The 18,738-nt window shown below is 55.6% G+C and carries 18 protein-coding genes; all 18 read left to right on the top strand.

The features are described 5' to 3' along the window. Nucleotides 1-5 precede the first annotated feature (5 nt). The 18 genes from WC562_07580 to WC562_07495 all read left to right on the top strand — a co-directional run bounded on the left by WC562_07580 (nucleotide 6) and on the right by WC562_07495 (nucleotide 18,646). Nucleotides 6-1,538, top strand: coding sequence for a trimethylamine methyltransferase family protein (locus WC562_07580; GenBank protein MFA5056012.1), 1,533 nt, complete (start codon nucleotides 6-8; stop codon nucleotides 1,536-1,538). Nucleotides 1,539-1,547: 9 nt separating this feature from the next. Further along, on the top strand, nucleotides 1,548-2,225 hold the full coding sequence (locus WC562_07575; GenBank protein ID MFA5056011.1) for a corrinoid protein: 678 nt from the start codon (nucleotides 1,548-1,550) through the stop codon (nucleotides 2,223-2,225). A gap of 37 nt (nucleotides 2,226-2,262) precedes the next feature. Continuing rightward, nucleotides 2,263-3,744 carry an asparagine synthase-related protein gene (locus WC562_07570; protein MFA5056010.1) on the top strand — a complete coding sequence of 494 codons (1,482 nt, stop codon included), beginning with the start codon at nucleotides 2,263-2,265 and terminating at the stop codon, nucleotides 3,742-3,744. Nucleotides 3,745-4,096: 352 nt separating this feature from the next. Further along, entirely contained in the window at nucleotides 4,097-4,357 is a 261-nt protein-coding gene (locus tag WC562_07565) for a SemiSWEET transporter (protein MFA5056009.1), read from the top strand. Further along, nucleotides 4,358-5,323 (top strand): NAD(P)-dependent oxidoreductase, encoded by a 966-nt coding sequence (locus WC562_07560; GenBank protein MFA5056008.1) that lies wholly within the window; start codon nucleotides 4,358-4,360, stop codon nucleotides 5,321-5,323. Nucleotides 5,324-5,327: 4 nt separating this feature from the next. Next, complete coding sequence (locus tag WC562_07555; GenBank protein ID MFA5056007.1) at nucleotides 5,328-6,296, top strand: NAD(P)-dependent oxidoreductase; 969 nt, start codon at nucleotides 5,328-5,330, stop codon at nucleotides 6,294-6,296. 4 nt (nucleotides 6,297-6,300) lie between these two features. Further along, nucleotides 6,301-7,254 carry an NAD(P)-dependent oxidoreductase gene (locus WC562_07550; GenBank protein MFA5056006.1) on the top strand — a complete coding sequence of 318 codons (954 nt, stop codon included), beginning with the start codon at nucleotides 6,301-6,303 and terminating at the stop codon, nucleotides 7,252-7,254. 36 nt (nucleotides 7,255-7,290) lie between these two features. Beyond that, nucleotides 7,291-8,244: an NAD(P)-dependent oxidoreductase gene (locus WC562_07545; protein MFA5056005.1), complete on the top strand. Its 954-nt coding sequence runs from the start codon at nucleotides 7,291-7,293 to the stop codon at nucleotides 8,242-8,244. A 425-nt stretch (nucleotides 8,245-8,669) separates the two neighbouring features. After that, nucleotides 8,670-9,176, top strand: coding sequence for a methylated-DNA--[protein]-cysteine S-methyltransferase (locus tag WC562_07540; protein ID MFA5056004.1), 507 nt, complete (start codon nucleotides 8,670-8,672; stop codon nucleotides 9,174-9,176). Nucleotides 9,177-9,330: 154 nt separating this feature from the next. Further along, nucleotides 9,331-10,524, top strand: coding sequence for an ABC transporter substrate-binding protein (locus WC562_07535; GenBank protein ID MFA5056003.1), 1,194 nt, complete (start codon nucleotides 9,331-9,333; stop codon nucleotides 10,522-10,524). Nucleotides 10,525-10,617: 93 nt separating this feature from the next. Beyond that, entirely contained in the window at nucleotides 10,618-11,505 is an 888-nt protein-coding gene (locus tag WC562_07530) for a branched-chain amino acid ABC transporter permease (protein ID MFA5056002.1), read from the top strand. Next, nucleotides 11,502-12,584, top strand: a complete 1,083-nt coding sequence (locus tag WC562_07525) for a branched-chain amino acid ABC transporter permease (GenBank protein ID MFA5056001.1) — start codon at nucleotides 11,502-11,504, stop codon at nucleotides 12,582-12,584. Before WC562_07530 ends, WC562_07525 begins: the two co-directional genes overlap by 4 nt. Continuing rightward, nucleotides 12,581-13,438, top strand: coding sequence for an ABC transporter ATP-binding protein (locus WC562_07520; protein MFA5056000.1), 858 nt, complete (start codon nucleotides 12,581-12,583; stop codon nucleotides 13,436-13,438). The genes WC562_07525 and WC562_07520 overlap by 4 nt, the downstream gene beginning before the upstream one ends. Next, nucleotides 13,425-14,183 (top strand): ABC transporter ATP-binding protein, encoded by a 759-nt coding sequence (locus tag WC562_07515; GenBank protein MFA5055999.1) that lies wholly within the window; start codon nucleotides 13,425-13,427, stop codon nucleotides 14,181-14,183. Before WC562_07520 ends, WC562_07515 begins: the two co-directional genes overlap by 14 nt. A 77-nt stretch (nucleotides 14,184-14,260) precedes the next feature. Continuing rightward, the gene (gene iorA / locus WC562_07510; protein ID MFA5055998.1) at nucleotides 14,261-16,054 is read left to right on the top strand and encodes an indolepyruvate ferredoxin oxidoreductase subunit alpha; all 1,794 of its coding nucleotides are present in this window, start codon (nucleotides 14,261-14,263) and stop codon (nucleotides 16,052-16,054) included. Next, on the top strand, nucleotides 16,051-16,665 hold the full coding sequence (locus WC562_07505; protein MFA5055997.1) for an indolepyruvate oxidoreductase subunit beta: 615 nt from the start codon (nucleotides 16,051-16,053) through the stop codon (nucleotides 16,663-16,665). The genes iorA and WC562_07505 overlap by 4 nt, the downstream gene beginning before the upstream one ends. After that, nucleotides 16,662-17,972, top strand: coding sequence for a phenylacetate--CoA ligase (locus WC562_07500; protein ID MFA5055996.1), 1,311 nt, complete (start codon nucleotides 16,662-16,664; stop codon nucleotides 17,970-17,972). Before WC562_07505 ends, WC562_07500 begins: the two co-directional genes overlap by 4 nt. 263 nt (nucleotides 17,973-18,235) lie before the next feature. Beyond that, nucleotides 18,236-18,646: an amino acid-binding protein gene (locus WC562_07495; GenBank protein ID MFA5055995.1), complete on the top strand. Its 411-nt coding sequence runs from the start codon at nucleotides 18,236-18,238 to the stop codon at nucleotides 18,644-18,646. Nucleotides 18,647-18,738: the final 92 nt, after the last annotated feature.

Raw genomic sequence — 18,738 nt, 5'->3', positions numbered from 1 at the left:
TTAGAATGCCAAGAGAAGGAACACTGATCCACAGGCCGCTGGAGAGGCTGAGCGCCGCGCAGGTGGAGCGCATACACAATGCATCCATGGAGATACTGCGCGATCCGGGACTGTTGTGCTTCAACAAACAGGCCGCGAATATATTCCATGGCAGCGGCGCCGAGGTAACCAGCGTCGACAGCGCCGACCACGAGACCTGGTCGATAAGGATACCGGAGCGGCTCGTTCTCAAGGCCGTCGACGACGCGCCGAAGACAGTGAAGCTGGGGGCGAGGAACCCGGACAATGCGATTATCATGCGCGGCGACGAGCCCAGGGTGTTCCTCATAACCGGCTCCGAGACCAATATCTGGCTCGATGTTAAAACAGCGACGTATGCTAAGAAATCCGACCCGAATACGGAGATAGTCGTGCCGGAGTTCCATCCAAGACGTGGAACTGTGGCCGACCTGTGCGATTCCGCGCACGTCTGCGGACTGCTGGAAACCGTCGACGGATATATTAGAACCGTGAACATCCAGGACACGGACATCACAGAGGCGAACAAGGACGTCAATAAGTTCTTCGCCTCGTTGAACAACATGACCAAGCATGTCATGGCCGGGCTGACCAGCCTGAGCCAGATGGACAACGTGGTAAGGATGGCAGAGATCATCGCCGGGGGGAAAGAGGCTCTCAGGGAAAATCCGATTATCTCTTTCATAACCTGCCTGGTCAAGAGCCCGCTGCAGTTCGTAGACGACACAACCGATACTCTCATCGAGATATGCAGGCGCGGGCTGCCCATAGTAGTCTCCTCTTCACCACAGGCCGGAAGCTCGGCGCCTATCAAGGAGGCGGGCATCCTGGCACAGATCAACGCCGAGGTGCTGGCGGGGATAACCCTGAGCCAGCTGGTCAATCCGGGAACTCCGGTGCTCTACGGCAGCGTCCCGGTGCGGGCCCGCATGGACACCCTTAGCGACTCTTACGGCGCGGTGGAGACCAGCCAGTACAACGTGGACTGCACACAGCTGGCGCGCTTATACAAGCTGCCGAACTACTCCACATCCGGGGTGTGCGACCCCAAGATGCCGGGACAGCAGTCTTCCGTCGAGCGCCTGTTCTCCGACATACTGGTTATGCTAAGCGGGCCGCAGTATCTGCACTGCGCCTACGGATTGCTCGACTGCAACTCGGTGTTCTGCCTGCCGCAGGCGGTGCTGGACGACGCGCATTTCAAGATGCTGAAATTCTTCCTCAGGCAGCCGATGATCGATGAGGCAGAGGTTACAGAGACGCTGGAGCAGATAAGGAAGGTGTCGGCGACACCGCAGAAGCTTTATATCAGCTACATCCGCAAGGCGATGCGCGGCGGACTGCTCTCCGAACCCTATCCCTTTGAGGGAGAAGGCAATAACGACGGCGTATTCAATCTGGCCTGTAAGAGAACTCAAGATTTGCTGGCGATGCCGGTAGAGCATATAGATGAAGCAACAACAAAAAGAATTTTCGACGAGGTGCCCGGCATCCTGCCGAGGCTTAACACTTACAAATAGGGAGGGATAATGAGCGAGGAAATAATAAAAGATCTAAAGGAGAACGTTATCCAGGGGAGAAAGACCAGCGAAGACGACGGAATCGATGATGATATGGTGGGGAAACCCGCGGTGCTGGAACTGACCCAGTCCGCCATAGAGGCCGATATTCCCGTGGATAAGATCATTAAGGACGGGCTCACCGCCGGCATGGAGGTTGTCGGGGAGAAGTTCGCGACCAAGGAGTATTTTGTGCCCGACATGCTGGCCTCGGCCGAAGCGGTGGGCGCCGCAATGGATACCCTGAAGCCGCACCTCGAAGCGTCCCATGTGGAAACGAAGGGCAAATTCGCCATAGTGACGGTTAAAGGTGATATCCACGACATCGGCAAGAACATCGTAGCCATCCTGCTAAAAGGAGCCGGCTACGAAGTGTATGACCTCGGCATCGATATCCCGACGGAGAAGATCGTCGAATTCGTCAGGGAGAACAAGCCGGACTATCTCGGCCTTTCCGCGCTGCTTACGACGACGATGGTGACTATGGGCGAGGTCATCGAGGCGCTGAAGGCCGCCGGTGTCAGGGACAGCGTCAAGGTGCTCATCGGCGGAGCGGCGGTTTCAGAGGATTTCGCAAAACAGATAGGCGCGGACGCGTATTGTGTAGATGGATTCGATGCGATAAAGAAGCTGGAACAGTGGCGATAAGCGACCAAACACTTAAAAGAAGGAATGGTAACTCAAAATGGCTGGAATAGCAGGAATTCAGGGGAATGATAACGGTAAGCTCGAGTTAATGCTCAACAGTATTAAGTACAGGGGCCCGCATGATACCCGCATCAGCAGGCAGAGCGGCGTGAACATCGGCTGCAACGAGCTGAACGTCGGCGGCGTGGACGGCGCTCACTCGGCAAGCGACGGCGGCGTCTTTGTAGCACTCGACGGCCGAATATATAACGACGAAAAAGCGGATAAGAGCGACGCCCGGGCAGTGCTTGACCTGTACGATAGATACGGCACACGTTTCGCCACAAAAATCGACGGCGACTTCGCCTGCGCTATATCCGATGGCGGCAGGATGATACTCGCCCGCGACTGGGCCGGCATCAAGCCGCTCTACTACGGCCACGACAGGCATGGTAATCTATGCTTTGCCTCGGAGGCCAAGGCGCTGGTGGGCATCGCCGATGATGTCAGGGAGTTCCCTCCCGGATACGTCTATTCCAGCGAGACGGGATTTCATAGATACGATCGGCATGAAGCGGTGGAGACCCCGGAGTTCGAGGACTACGAGCAGGCGAAGAAGGTGGTCAGGCAACTGCTGATGGAGGCCACGGAGAAGCGGATGAAGGACGGCGCCGTTAAGGGCATTCTGTTAAGCGGCGGGCTGGACAGCAGCCTTATCACCTATATGGCGCACGAGATAAAACCGGACATCGAGTGTTTCACGGTCAGCATGGAGCAGGGACAAGACCTGCCCCTGGCTAAAGACGTGTGTAAATACCTGGGAGTGAAGCACAACATCCTCATGTTCGGCGAAGACGAGATAAACGAGATACTGCCGCTGGCGATACACCACCAGGAGATGTACGAGGAGAGTTGCGTGCACGGGGCCATCGCCAACTTCCTGGCCGGCAGGTTCGTGAGCCCGCAGGCCAGGTGCGTGCTAACGGGAGAGGGAGCGGACGAATTCTTCGCGGGCTATGACGGACAGTATAAGAAGGGTAAGAACTGGGAGGAGATAGCCAAAATTATCGACAACCTCATCAATGTAGCCCACAATACCGCCCTGCAGCGGCTGGACCGGCTCAACGCCGCCAACGGCTACGAGAGCCGCACGCCTTTCCTAGATGCAAAAGTGATGGACTTCAGCCTTAAGATACCACTGCAATGCAAGATACATGGCGAGGAGCAGAACGGAAAGTGGATACTACGCCAGGCGTTCGAGGGATGCCTGCCGGAACACATCATATACCAGACGAAGAGGTTCTTCGCGCAGGGCTCCGGCGTGGCATACATCATGCGCCAGCAGGCAGAGAAGCATATATCCGAGGCCGAGCTGGCGGAGTTCAACCACGACAAGCTTACCCCGTGGCTGGCCTCCGTCGAGGAGCTATATTACTACAGGATATTCAAGCAGACTTTTCCCGACCCGGTTTACGACAGGCTGGTTGGACGCTGGGACCCGCTGCGCCCCGATTTCTTCCTGCGCCGAGCCGGCGTATAATCCGGGGGCACGATTGCGTTTGTTTCCACAAAGGCGATTCGTGAATCAACCCTGTTTTGTTCCATCATAAAAATAGCTTGCTCCCCCGCGAAATCGTTCATTTCTTCTCCTTCTCTATAAATGCGGTTGACAACAATTGACGCTTGGCGTAAAGTTTACTCGCAATTAAAGCAAAATCGTCCCGTTAAATTTGTGGCCCGCATGACAGTAAATTAGATTCATATCAGGCTGCTTGATGCGCTGGTAGATATGTTGTGCGCGGAGCAGATGTTTATTAGTAAGTGCGTAAATAGGAGCAGGGACTTCGCCACCGCCTGGTGATATAATTGATGAATTCTATCAAGGAGAGGTTTTGGTCTGGTTAGGTTATATCGCGGGAGCGTTGACAACTTTCAGCTTCGTCCCACAACTCGTTCGTGTATTTAGAACCAGGAGCGCCCACGACATAAGCATTGTATTTAATACCATGCTGTTTGCCGGCATTCTGCTTTGGCTTTGCTACGGCGTTTTTCTTAAGGACATTCCGATAATCGTATGGAACGCGATAGCGGCCGTACTTACATGCACCCTCCTCTATGCAAAAATAAGATACGGGAGAGACAGGAGAACTTAAATGAAAGTATTAGTCACCGGCGCATTCGGCAACATAGGCACCAACGTTGTAAGAAGCCTTCTGGAACAGGGCCAGAAAGTGAGGTGCTTCGATGTTAAAACTGAGGCGAGTGAAGCAAAATCCAGGGAATTCGAGGGCAAGGCAGATTTGTGCTGGGGCGATATACGCAACGCGGACGACGTTGCGGCCGCGGTAAAGGGTCAAGACGTCGTCGCGCACCTGGCGGCTATAATCCCCATCGCCAGCGAGGTCAATCCGGATCTCGCGCGTGAGGTGAACGTAGGCGGAACACAGAACGTTGTCAACGAGGCGAAGAAGCTGTCGCCGCAACCCAAGATAATCCTGGCTTCATCCACCACGGTATTCGGTTATACTCAGGACAGGGAGCCCCCGGTCAGGGTAACCGATCCGGTGAATCCCACGAACAACTACACCCGCACCAAGGTTGAGTGCGAGAAACTGGTGCAGGAATCCGGCCTCGACTGGTGCATCATGCGTTTCGCCAACGTGGCCAGCATACAGTTTACGCCCAACCCAATGCTGTTTTATATCGCGCTTGATTCCCGAATGGAATTCATTCATACCAAGGATGCCGGCCTGGCCGTCGCCAACGCAGTCAAGTCGGAGAAGGTTTGGGGCAAAATCCTGCTCATCGGCGGAGGCTCCAGAAACCAGTTCCGTTACCGCGATTACATACAACGCTCCCTGGATGCGATGGGCATCGGCCAATTCCCGGAGGAGGCCTTCGGCAACCTGCCGGCTACCCCGGACTGGATCGATACCAACGAGAGCCAGGCATTGCTTAATTACCAGCACCGCACATTCGATGATTTCATCAAGGACAGGTTAGATTGGCTCGGCCCGAAAACGGACGAGCTTATGGCCAGTCAGGCCAAGCTGCGTCAGGAACTGCTGGACCAGTCGCCGTACTACAAGGCATTCCTTGAGAGCCAAGAAAAGAAATAGTTTTATGAAAGTGCTGATAACCGGCGCATTCGGCAATCTCGGAACCAACGCTACCAGTGCACTGCTGGAGCAGGGCCATCAGTTGCGATGCTTCGATGTTAATACCGTCGCCAATGAAAAAAAGGCCGGCAGAATAGTTGATAAGGTTGAAGTTTTATGGGGAGACATTAGGAATAGTAGCGAACTCGTCGATGCAGTGAAAGACACAGATGTTGTCATCCACCTCGCGTTTGTTCTGCCGCCGGTGACCGACGAGCAGGCGGAACTGGCATGGGACATCAACGTGGGCGGGACACAAAGGCTCATCGAAGCCATGAAAAAAGTCTCGCCGAATTCCAAGATAATTTTCTCCTCTTCATTCACCGTCTTCGGTAACACGCAACACCTTGAACCGCCAAGGAAGGTGTCCGATCCCGTGGAGGCCACCGATAACTACACACTTCATAAGATTGAATGCGAGAAACTGTGCGCCGGATCCGGACTCGACTGGTGCGTTATGCGCTTCAGCCTTGTGCCGCCTACATCTGCAGCCAGCATAACCTCAAAGATGTTCGCCTTCCCCTTCGAGACTCGAACAGAGTTTCTCGACCCCAGGGATGCCGGCACAGCTATGGCCAATGCCGTAAGTTCCAAAGACATATGGGGCAAAATATTGCTAATCGGCGGCGGGAAAGAATGCCAGATATGCTACGGCGATTTCATAAGCGGTCAGATGGAGATCATCGGCCTAGATGCTCTGCCTAAGGAAGCCTTCGGTAAAGATGCCTCCTACACCGATTGGCTGGATACCGGCGAGAGCCAGCGACTCCTCAAATATCAGCAGCACACCATGGAAGACTGGATAAAATACCGGATCGCCGCACTTGGGGCCAAGAGGGGTGATATAATATCGCAGCGGGAGACGATAAGGAAGGCTATACTGGACCAGTCGCCGTACTACAAGGCTTTCCTGGAAAAACAACAGAAGGGGTGAGATAATGAAAGTACTGCTTACGGGCGCATTCGGAAATGTCGGCTCAAACACGCTGGAATCATTAATCGAACAGGGACATCAAGTAACCTGCTTCGATATCAAGACCAAGGCCAATGCCAAAGCGGCGAAGCGCTTTCAGGACAAGGTCAATATCGTCTGGGGCGACCTGCGCCGTCCGGACGATGTCGCTAACGCCGTCAAGGACCACGACGTAGTGGTTCATCTGGCATATATCATCCCCCCCACGAGCGAGAAGAACCCCGACTGGGCCAAAGAGATAAACGTGGGCGGCACCCAGAATCTGCTCAACGCGATAAAAGCTCTCTCCTCGCCGCCCAAGCTGATATTCTCATCATCGATCAGCGTCTACGGCCCGTGCTATGACATGAAACCGCCGCGGCGCTGGGACGACCCGGTATGCCCCACCGACAACTACACACACCACAAAGCGGAGTGTGAGCGTATGGTGCGGGAGTCCGGCCTTCAGTGGGCTATCCTGAGGTTCGGAGCCGTGCCGCTGATGGGACAGGTCGATCCGATGATGTTCGACGTTCCGCTTAATACCCGCATCGAGTATGTACACCCGAGAGATGTCGGGCTGGCGGTGGCCAACGCCGTGAACTGCAACGAAGCGTTCGGTAAGATACTACTTATCGGCGGCGGCCCGAAAGGACAGTTCCTTTACAAGGAATACCTCACAGGGCTAATGGACGGCGCCGGCATCGGGATGCCCCCCGACGAGGCCTTCACCAACAAGCCTTTCTACACCGACTGGATGGATACCGAAGAAAGCCAGCGCCTGCTGAAATACCAGCGTTTTCCCTTTCAGCAGTACGTCGCGGAAATGCCCTCGGCGCTGGGATACAAGTATCAAATGTCTAAGATGCTCAGACCGCTCATCAGGAAGTTTGTGCTGAGCAAATCTCCGTATTACAAATCGCAGAAAAAGACTGTTTAGTTTATTATATCGCCTAAAACGATAAAGGAGCTGAAGATGAAAGTACTTATCACCGGCGCGTTAGGCAATCTCGGCGGCAATGCTACCAGGAGGCTGCTGGAACAGGGCCACCAGGTAAGATGCTTCGACGTAAGGACTGGAAACAACGAGAAAAAGGCCGGCAAGCTGCGTGACAAGGTCGAAATCTTCTGGGGCGATATAAGGAAAGACGACGACCTGGCCGCCGCCGTTAAAGACATCGACGTTGTCATTCACCTGGCTTTTCTCCTGCCCCCGCTGACCGACACCAAGCCCGAAATGGCACGTGATATCAACGTGGGCGGGACGCAGAGACTCATAGTGGCGATGAAGAAAGTCTCGCCGAAAGCGAAGATAATATTCTCCTCATCATTCACGGTTTTTGGCAACACCCAGCACCTGGAGCCGCCCCGGAAAGCGACCGATCCCGTGGAAGCGACGGACAATTACACGCAGCACAAGATCGAGTGCGAGAAGCTCTGCGCCGAATCGGGACTCGACTGGTGCGTCATGCGCTTCGCCGTAGTGCCGCCAATATCGATAGCCGGCGTGACACCGAAGATGTTCGCCTTTCCCTTCAAGACGCGCATAGAGTTCCTCGCCCCTGAAGACGCCGGGCTGGCGCTGGCCAACGCGGCGGCCTCGAACGATGTGTGGGGTAAGACACTCCTCATCGGCGGCGGAAAGGAAAGCCAGATATACTACGGCGACTTCATCGGCGGTATGATGGGGGCAATGGGCGTAGGCACCCTGCCGGAGGAAGCATTCGGTTCAGACGCCTCCTACACGGATTGGCTCGATACAACGGAAAGCCAGAAACTGCTGAACTACCAGCAGCATCCCTTCCCGGTATTCCTGAAAGAACTGCCCAAGATGATGGGGCCGATAAGGTTTATCGTGCCGCTGGTGCGCCCCATCGCCATGTGGTACGTGCTGCGGCAATCGCCCTACTACAAGAAGAATAAAAAATAACGGTCTACCATTATTAACACCCGATACAAACGTAGGGGCACAGCATGCTGTGCCCCTACATATAAATTAACAAATTCGACAATTAAGGAACGACGTTCAGTCAATCGGCGCGATACTCCTTACACCGCTGCCCGCGGAAGATGAAGTTGCCGATACCTCATCGCACAAATCGGGGTCACCATCGAGAACGGCGTTGATATTCGACCGCCATATACTGTCGTTCGACGCGTCATCCAGGTACCGCCAGCCATGCTCCGCCTGCGCGACATCAGGTTATGTACTGTCGATATAGCCGATATTCTCAGCAATTATAGACTAACATAGAGTAGTTATGGAAAAGAGAGGAATCACCAGCCATAAAATAGTAAACCGGACACGACCTGGACGCACATCTCAAAGAATTCGAAAGCGTTATAATTGATGTGATGAACACCAACGCTATTATCTACACTATCGTCGATACTTCCCTCGGACAGATACTGGTCGTCGGTTCCGAAAAAGGATTGCTCTGCATCTCGATTCACGCATCCCGACGAGCAGCGATAGAAAGCGCGGCACGGCAATTCCCAAATGCTATCGAATCGGCCAAGAGCTTCAGCGACCTGCCGCAACGCCTGGAACTGTACGCGCGCGGCGCGCGAATCATATTCAATGATAAGCTCGACCTCGACGATACGACACCGTTCCAGCGAGCGGTGTGGGAAGCGACACGCGCCATCCCGTACGGCGAGACACGAACTTACGCATGGATAGCACAACGCATCGGCAAGCCGAAAGCCGCTCGCGCCGTGGGACAGGCGCTGAAGTGCAACCCGTTTCCAATCGTCGTGCCCTGCCACCGTGTCATCGGCGCAGACGGCGGGCTGACCGGCTTCAGCGCCGGGCTTCGCCTCAAAAGGAAACTGCTCGACCTGGAAGCTGAGCGACAATAAAAAAGGCCGCTATACTCATCGTAAACCCGCGCCGTTGCATCGTATTTTCTTCTGTGCTATACTCTCTACCTGTGGGCGCGGAAAATCGGCGACACCTCAATGCGCTCTAAAGCAGGCCAAAGCCTGCAAATTTTATTAGAAGGAGCGAGGTCAAATGCGAAATTATCTGAAATTATCCTTATTCGTCGTCATGGCGTTAGCACTGGTTGCAACGTGTGCTATCGGCTGCGGCGGCGGGACTGATGAGGATCAAGAAGCCTATAAGATCGGCGCGCTGTTCTCCACTACGGGCGCCCAGTCCAACCTGGGAGTCCCTGAGGAGTATACCGTTGAGATGCTCGTTGATAAAATCAACGATGCCGGCGGTATAAACGGGCATCCGCTTGAAGTAATCATCTACAACGACGAGACCGATTCCACCAAGTGCGCCACGCTGGCCACTAAACTTATCGAAGAGGACGAAGTGCTGGCCATCATCGGCCCGACCGGCACCGGAAACAGCATGGCCATCATTGATATTGTAACCACTGCTCAGATACCTCTAGTATCCTGCGCAGCAGGCGCCAGCATCACATCGCCGGTGTCGGAAAGATACTGGGTATTCAAGACCCCGCAAACGGACAAACAGGTAGTCACCGAAATTTACGTATATCTTCAGAGCATCGGCGTCACTAAGGTCGCCATCATAACTTCAACCTCGGGATTCGGACAGGGCGGCAAAACATACCTCGAATCTGAAGCAGCCACCTATGGCATTACGCTTGTGGACAACCAGACGTTCGGATCGGACGACACCAGCATGATATCCCAGCTCACCCATATAAAGGGTACGGACGCAGAGGCGGTTATATGCTGGGATACGGACAAGGCCTCAGCCGTAGTGGCAAAAGACATGCAGACACTTCAGTTCACAATACCGCTCTTCTGCAGCCATGGAATCGCCAACCAGGACTTCATCGATGCAGCGGGAGACGCCGCAAACGGCGTTATCTTCCCTGCCGGCAAGCTACTCGTTGTAGACGAGGTTCCGGCAAGCGACCCGCAGAAGGATGTCCTCACTGAGTACAGGGATGAGTACCTGGCTGAGTATCCCGGTGAAAGCATCAGCACCTTCGGCGGTCACGCCTACGATTCACTGTATCTGGTAGTTGAAGCTCTGGAGGACTTGGATGAGGACTTAAGCCTCGCCGATGCCAGAGCTGCCATCAGAGACAACCTTGAACAGATATCGAACTTCGTCGGCATAAGCGGCATTTTCACCATGTCCGCGACCGATCACCTCGGCATGCAGCCGGGCTCACTGGCACTGATTGAGATAGTCGATGGGACATGGACGGTGTCTCAGTAAGAAATTGACTGTGCTCTAGACTATTGATATTATGAGGGGGGAAGCTGAGCTTTCCCCCTTTTTTATTGCCGCGTGGCTTTGGGAACTTTTTAAATGTCTGCTGATCAGTTTGTTCAATATCTCATGTCCGGCCTGACACAGGGCAGTATCTACGCCCTGATAGGGCTTGGTTTTACCATTATCTATTCCGTCACACAGATTATCAATTTCGCCCAGGGCGAGTTTGTCATGCTGGGCGGCATGCTATCATATGTACTGGCCGTTGAAGCAGGTCTACCTGTCCCCTTAGCCTTAATAATCGCGATACTGATAGCGGCTGGCGTCGGCGCCCTCATGTATATCCTGGCGATACGAACGGCGCGGCGGGCATCTGTAATAAGCCTTATTATCATCACGATCGGGGCAGCGATCTTCATAAGGGGTATCGCAGGCAACCAGTTCGGCGTGAATGCCGTTAGCCCCACTCCTTTTACTGGCCGCGGATCGATTTCATTCCTCGGCGCTTACATAGAACCACAGGCACTCTGGATAATCGGAATTACCTTCCTGGTAACAATACTGCTGTATTTGTTCCTTTCACACACCATGGTTGGGAAAGCGCTGCGGGCCTGCGCCGTTAATCCTGAGGCTGCCAGCCTGGTCGGCATCAATACTAAAGCCATGGCGCTTATCGCCTTCATAATCGCCGCAGCCATAGGCGGCATCGGCGGAGTAGTGATAGCCCCAATGGCGATGGCCAGCTATGGCATGGGCGTCATGCTGGGGCTTAAAGGCTTCGTCGCCGCAGCCGTAGGCGGATTCATGAGCCCGATCGCCACAGTTATCGGCGGCATAATGCTGGGCATCATCGAGAGCCTGGCCGTCGGCTTTAACTGGGGCCCGTTCACCTCTGCCTATAAAGACGTTATCGCGCTGGTAGTACTGCTACTGATACTGCTGATACGGTCGGGGAAACTGGCGGCAGCGGAGAGGGCGGCATGATACTGGCCTGGGCAAAGAAAAAATGGAGCTGGCTCGCGGTTGCTGCGCTGATAATATTTCTTGCGCTGGTTCCCTTCAAATGGTTCCTCGGCCAGTACACCAGCATAATGATATTCGTCGGCATCAGCACCATGATCACGGTGGGACTGTGCATGCTCATGGGTTACACGGGACAGGTATCACTGGGCCAGGCTGCTTTTTATGGCCTGGGCGCTTATTTCTCGGCCGTTCTTAGCAAGACCCACGGCCTGAATCCCTGGCTTGCTATGGTAATAGCCGCCATAGCTACCGGCACATTTGCCTACATAATAGGCTATCCCATCTTCAGGCTGCGCGGCAACTACCTGGCGATGGCCACACTGGGCATAGGCCTTATCATGTGGACCCTTTTCAACCAGATGGTTCAATTCACCGGCGGCCCCGACGGCATGTCCGGTATTCCCTATCTATCCATCGGCGGATTCTCTTTTGACACCAGCTTCAAGCGTTATTTTCTCGTCTGGTTCTTCTGTCTTGCCATTCTTTTTCTCTCCCAGAATATCGTCAGGTCACGCACCGGCAGAGCATTGCGGGCAATCCACGGCAACGAGGCCGCTGCCGAGTCGCTGGGCATAAATGTGACCCAGTTTAAAGTCAAGATTTTTGTGCTAAGTGCAGTCTACGCCTCCCTTGCCGGCAGTCTCTTCGCGCATCACCTCAGGCATGTAAGCCCGCAGTCGTTCGACTTCCTGGCCTCAGTGAAGCTCGTCGTCATGGCGGTCATCGGAGGGTTGGCCAGTATATGGGGCGCCATCTTCGGCGCCGGAACAACACGATTCCTGAGCGATGAAGTCTTGCTTGGCTTTAACAAGTTCCCTCAGTTGGACATCATAATCTACGGCCTGATATTGATGCTGGTAATGATACTGATGCCGGAAGGGCTCTTTGTAGCCATCAAGTCCGGCACAATGTGGCTGAAAATCAACTGGCGCGACCTGCCCGCCATAATGAAGAGGATGAAGAAAGACTTCCCCGAACAAGTTAAATACTTCCTCAGCCGATTGCCTCTTGCGCGATTATGGAGAAAGACCGAGCCATGAGCGGGCCGATACTTGAGACCAAAAACCTGATCAAGGCCTTCGGAGGCTTGGTCGCCGTCGATAATGTCGATATCGCGATAGAGACGGGCAGGATAACCGCGATAATAGGCCCCAACGGCGCGGGGAAAACCTCACTATTTAATCTTATCGCCGGCGTATACCGCCCGACGTCTGGCGATATTATATTCAACGGCAATTCGCTAAGATACGCCCCCTGGTACGCAAAAGCCGTCCCGCCGCAGATGAAACAGCACAAGCTCTTCAAGAATAGGCTGCATCACCACGCCCCGGCACATAAAAGAACGGCGCTGGGCATCGCGCGCACCTTCCAGCACGTCAACCTCTTCGGCAATATGACCGTGCTGGAAAACATAATGACCGGACAACACCCCCGCAGCAAGTACGGGTTCTTCGCCGCGGCGCTGCGGCTGCCGAAAGCCCGTCATGAAGAAGAGATGATCAACCTCAACGCCATGAAATACCTCAATATGGTGGGATTGGGGAAACACGCCGATCAAAAGTCCTTGAGCCTGCCGCTGGGCCAGCAGAAGCTGCTGGCCATAGCCCGGGCGCTGGCCACTGAACCGAAGCTGATACTGCTGGACGAGCCCGGCGCCGGACTCAACGCGTTGGAGAAACGTGAGCTTAGCGAACTCATCAGGCGTATTCGAGATATGGGAATAACGGTGGTGCTGGTGGAACACGATATGCCGCTTGTCATGGGCATAGCGGAATGGATTATCGTGCTGGACAGCGGCATGAAGATAGCCGAGGGCACCGCAGCCCAGGTGCAGAAGGATAAAAAGGTGATCGCCGCCTATCTCGGCGAGGAGACTGACGATGCTGAGGATTGACAACGCATCGGTCGCCTATGGGCAGGTCACCGCGGTCCGAGAGGTTTCTCTGACGGTGCATGACGGCGAGATCGTGACCATAATCGGGTCCAACGGCGCGGGCAAGACCAGCCTCTTGAACGCAATATCCGGCGTCGTTCCGCTCAAAAGCGGCGATATACGGCTCGACGAAAAAAAGATATCCCGGATGCCTTCCCACAAAATAGTGAATCTCGGCCTGGCATATATTCCCGAGGGCCGGCACATCTTCAGCGCCATGTCCGTAAAGGATAACCTGACCATGGGCGCTTACGTGCAATGCTCGAGGAGGCGCTTCGGCAACCTGGGGTACGTCGGGTGGTTCATGCGGCGTCAGGAGGTCCAGGATAATCTGGAATCGGTGTACAAGATGTTTCCCATACTCAAAGAACGCCTCAAGCAGAAGGCGGGGAGCCTGAGCGGCGGCGAACAGCAGATGCTGGCCATCGGCCGCGCCCTGATGTCGTCGCCCAGGATGATAATTCTCGATGAGCCGTCCCTCGGCCTTGCCCCGAATCTGGTGCGCGATATACTCAAGCTGATCGTCAGGCTCAGGGATGAGGGGCTGACTATACTGCTCGTGGAGCAGGACGCCAACGCGGCGCTCAAGATAGCCGACAGAGGGTATGTGATGGAGAGGGGCTCTATCACCATCGAGGGGACTGCCAAGGAATTGCTCGGCAACGACAGGGTGCGGCAGGCATATCTGGGCAAGAGCGTAGCGTAAATTTGTAGGGGCAATCCCCCCGTGGTTGCCCTATTCTGATATCAAAGTGATACAATATAGAACGGTCGCAATATAACATGAAACAATTATTATCGGGAAACGAAGCTATAGCCCTCGGCGCATACCACGCCGGCATGGCGGTGGCCACGGCCTACCCCGGCACCCCCAGCACCGAGATACTGGAGAACATAGCCAAGATGGACGGCGTTTACGCCGAGTGGGCTATAAACGAGAAGGTGGCGCTTGAGGTGGGCATGGGGGCATCCTACGCCGGGGTGCGCACTCTGGTATCGATGAAGCACGTCGGTTTGAACGTGGCCGCCGACCCGTTCTTCGCCGCCTCGACCACGGGCGTCGTCGGCGGGCTCGTAGTCATCTCCTGCGACGACCCGGGCGAGCACAGCTCCCAGGGCGAGCAGGACAACCGCCACTTCGCGCGTTTCGCCAAGGTGCCCATGATCGAGCCCACGAACAGCCAGGAGGCCTACGACCTCATGGGTATCGCCTTCGACATCAGCGAGCAGTTCGACACGCCGGTGCTGTTCCGCTCAACGACGCGCATCTCGCACTGCAAAGCGGTCGTCGACGTCACCGGAGAACGAAAAGCCGACCTGAACAAGGCCGCATTCAAGCGCTGGCCGGAGAAGTTCGTCATGGTGCCCTCCAACGCCCGCGTCAGGCGCGTGGCCATGGAGGAACGCATCGCCAAACTGCAGGACTACGTGGAGCAGTTCCCCTTCAACGAGATCATACCGGGCGACAAGAAGCTCGGCGTGATATCGAACGGGGTGGCATATCAGTACGCGCGCGAGGTCTTCAAGGACGCCTCGCATTTGAAGCTGACGACGTTATACCCGCTGCCGGTGAACCTGATCAGGAAGTTCGCCGCGGAAGTGGAGAAGTTAATCGTGGTCGAGGAGATCGACCCTTATATAGAGAACGAGGTGCGCCGGCTCGGCATAGCGGTCGAGGGCAAGAGCTTCATACCCGTGATCGGCGAGCTGAACCCGGAGGTTGTCGAGGCAGGTGCTGTTAAAGCCGGAATTCTGAAGTCGACGACTACCGTCGAAAAAGCCGAACCTCAACCGGTCAAACTCCCCGCCCGCCGCCCGCAGCTGTGCGCCGGCTGCCCCCACGTGGCCACCGAGTACGCCTTGCGCCAACTAGGGGTGCGCACCCAGGGATCGGGGATCGAGCTGTCCAGGAACGACATCATAGTCACCAGCGACATCGGGTGCTACACGCTGGGCGTGTACCCGCCGCTGGCCGCGCTGGACACGTGCGCATGCATGGGGGCCAGCATCGGGCAGGCGCTGGGGCTGGAGAAGGCCGGAGTCTCGAACAAGGTCGTGGCCGTGATCGGAGATTCGACGTTCATGCACTCCGGCATCACCGGGCTCATCGACGTTGTTTATAACCAGGGAACGACGACTGTGATCATACTCGATAACAATACGACGGCCATGACCGGGCATCAGGGACATCCAGGCACCGGGATATCCGCCAAGGGAGAAAAGACGACGGCGGTAGATATCGAATCTCTGGTGAAGGGAATCGGCATCAAGGACGTCAACGTGGTCGACGCCTTCGACATGAAGGCCATAGAGACGACGATAAAACGATGCACGGCAAATAACGCTCCGTCGGTGATAATCGTGCGCGGCGCGTGCCCGCTGGCGACGAAAAAGAAGGGCGCGCCGCTCGCGGTGGACTCCGACGTTTGCAGCGGCTGCCTTGATTGCCTGAAGCTCGGCTGCCCGGCGATAACGGTGTCCGACGGACTGGCCTGCATCGACCCCGGCTTCTGCAACGGCTGCGGCGTCTGCACCCAGGTATGCCCCAACGACGCCATCGCGGAGGCTAAGCGATGAAAGATATAAATGTCCTCATGGTAGGCGTCGGGGGCTACGGCGTGATACTTGCCAGCGACGGTATGGCCGAGATCGGCATGGTCAACGGATACGATGTGAAGAAGACGGACTCGCTGGGCATGGCGCAGCGCGGCGGCAGCGTGGTGAGCCACGTGCGCTGGGGCAAAAAAGTTTACTCGCCCATGATAAAGAAGGGCGGGGTAGACTACCTGCTGGCCTTCGAGCAGATCGAGGCGGCGCGCTGGGCCTCCTATCTCAGCCCTAAGGGAGCCGCCATCGTCGCCGATTCGACCGTGACCCCGGTTTCGGCCGTCACCGGCGACACACCCTATCCCAAATGGGATACGATAAAGAATATCCTTTCGCAATATTGCGAAAATATTTATCTGGTGCCTGCCGACAGGATAGCCGGCGAGGTGAATAACCCCCGCGCGGTCAACATGGCCATGCTCGGCTTCCTCTCGGCATTCCTTGAACTGCCCGCCGCGGCATGGACCGAGACGATGAAGAGCAGGCTGCCGGAGAAATTCATGAAATCCAGTATAGAAGCTTTCCTCAAGGCCAGAGCGGAGGCCGAAGCTGCTATACAGGCAAAGGAGCACAAGCAATGATGCGCGATGAAAAGATCGAGACCATGCCAAGGTCGGAGATGGAGAAGCTTCAGCTCGACCGGCTAAAGACTAAGGCGAAAGAGGTCTACGAGAAGGTTCCGTTCTACCGAAAGGCCTTCAAGGATAAAGGCGTAGCGCCCGACGATATTAAGACGCTGGCCGATATCACGAAGCTGCCTTTCACCAGCAAGCTGGACTTCCGCGATAACTATCCCTTCGGCCTGACGGCAGTCCCGATGGAAAAGGTGGTGCGCATCCACTCATCGAGCGGCACGACGGGCAAGCCTATAATCGCGCCGTATACCCAGGGCGACGTTGATATGTGGGCCGGGGTCATGGCCCGCACGCTGGCATCCGCCGGCATGCACAAGGACGACGTCATGCAGAACGCCTACGGCTACGGCCTGTTCACCGGCGGTCTTGGCTTCCACTACGGCGGCGAGCGCCTCGGCGCGATGGTGATCCCGTCAAGTACCGGAAACACCAAGCGACAGCTGATGATGATACAAGACCTGGGAACCACCGTAATAACATGCACTCCTTCTTACGCAATAATCCTGTATGAAACGGCAAAGGAGATGGGCTTCGATTTCAAGGAAACCAAGCTGCGCCTGGGCGTGTGCGGCGCCGAGCCCTGGTCGGAGCAGTTGCGCAACGAGATCGAGACGAAACTGGGCATCTCCGCGATAAACATCTACGGCCTGACCGAGGTCATCGGGCCCGGCGTATCGGTGGAATGCGAGCACAAGTGCGGCATGCATATTTGGGAAGATCACTTCCTGGCCGAGGTCATCAACCCGCAGACGGGGGAGCACATGCCTCCCGGCCAGATGGGCGAGCTGGTGATAACGACGCTGACCAAGGAGGCCCAGCCCGTTATCCGCTTCCGCACCAGGGACCTGGTCAGCCTGAACACGGAAACCTGCAAGTGCGGAAGGACGATGGCGAGGATGTCGCGGATCATGGGCCGCAGCGACGACATGCTGATAATCAAGGGCATAAACGTATTCCCGTCACAGATAGAGAGCGTGCTCCTCGATGTCGAGGGCGTCGAGCCGCAATACATGATCGTTGTCGACCGCAAGGAAGGCTTCAAGTCCGACGAGCTCGAGATATGGGTAGAGGTCTCCGAGGACGTCTTCTCCGACGAGGTCGGCAAGATGGAGGCGCTGGAGAAGAAGCTGCGCGCCGAGATGGAGAGCGTGCTGAACATATCGCCGCGCATCAAGCTGGTGGAGCCGCGCACCATCACCCGCACCGAGGGCAAGGCCAAGCGCGTGTTCGACCGCAGTGAGCTTAAAAAATAAATCGTCATTGCGAGCGGAGCGAAGCAATCTCTTTTACACTCCGCTAGAAGAACGATGAGATTGCCGCGTCGTCATTTTTAACAAGGACTCCTCGCAATGACAGGGTCAAATAGAGGTACCCCGATGAATCGGGGACGGGGTTTTAGGGGTGTCCAACGGGCGTATGGCCATACGCCCCTACATTAAATCCCGTTGTAGGGGCGAGGTGCCCTCGCCCTATTGTTCAGAATGACAGAATTAAATAAAGCCCGTGGAGGAATCAAATGAGAAGAAAGCAGATATCAGTATTCGCGGAGAACCAGCCGGGGCACCTGCAGTCCATCCTCGAAGCCCTGGAAAAGGACAAGGTCAGTATATTAGCCCTCTCCGTCAGCGAGACCGCGGAGTTCGGCATAGTGCGCATGATAGTGGACGACGCGGACAAAGGGCTGACCTCCCTCAAGCAGGCTGGCTTCACGGCGCGCACCGACGCACTGCTGGCCTATAACATCCCCGACGTCCCCGGCGGGCTCCTCAACAGCGTCATCAAACCGCTGTCCGCGGCCGGTATCAATATCAAATACTTCTACGCCTACTTCGAGCGCGGCGCTGAGTCAAAGGCCACCGTGGTCTTCAAGCCGGATAACATCGATAAAGCGGAGGCCATACTCAAAGCGCAGCTGGCAGGGAAGTAAGAATCTTCCGTTTTAGGTCTCCATTTAAGTCATATTTATGACTCGTTTGCTTATCAAGGCATTTGACTCTAATGTCTACTAGGCATATAATG

The organism is Dehalococcoidia bacterium (assembly GCA_041649635.1).
In the GTDB taxonomy this organism is placed as follows: Bacteria; Chloroflexota; Dehalococcoidia; order E44-bin15; family E44-bin15; genus JAYEHL01.
The sequence above is the reverse complement of the archived record's forward strand: the minus strand, read 5'-3'. Positions and strand labels throughout refer to the sequence as shown.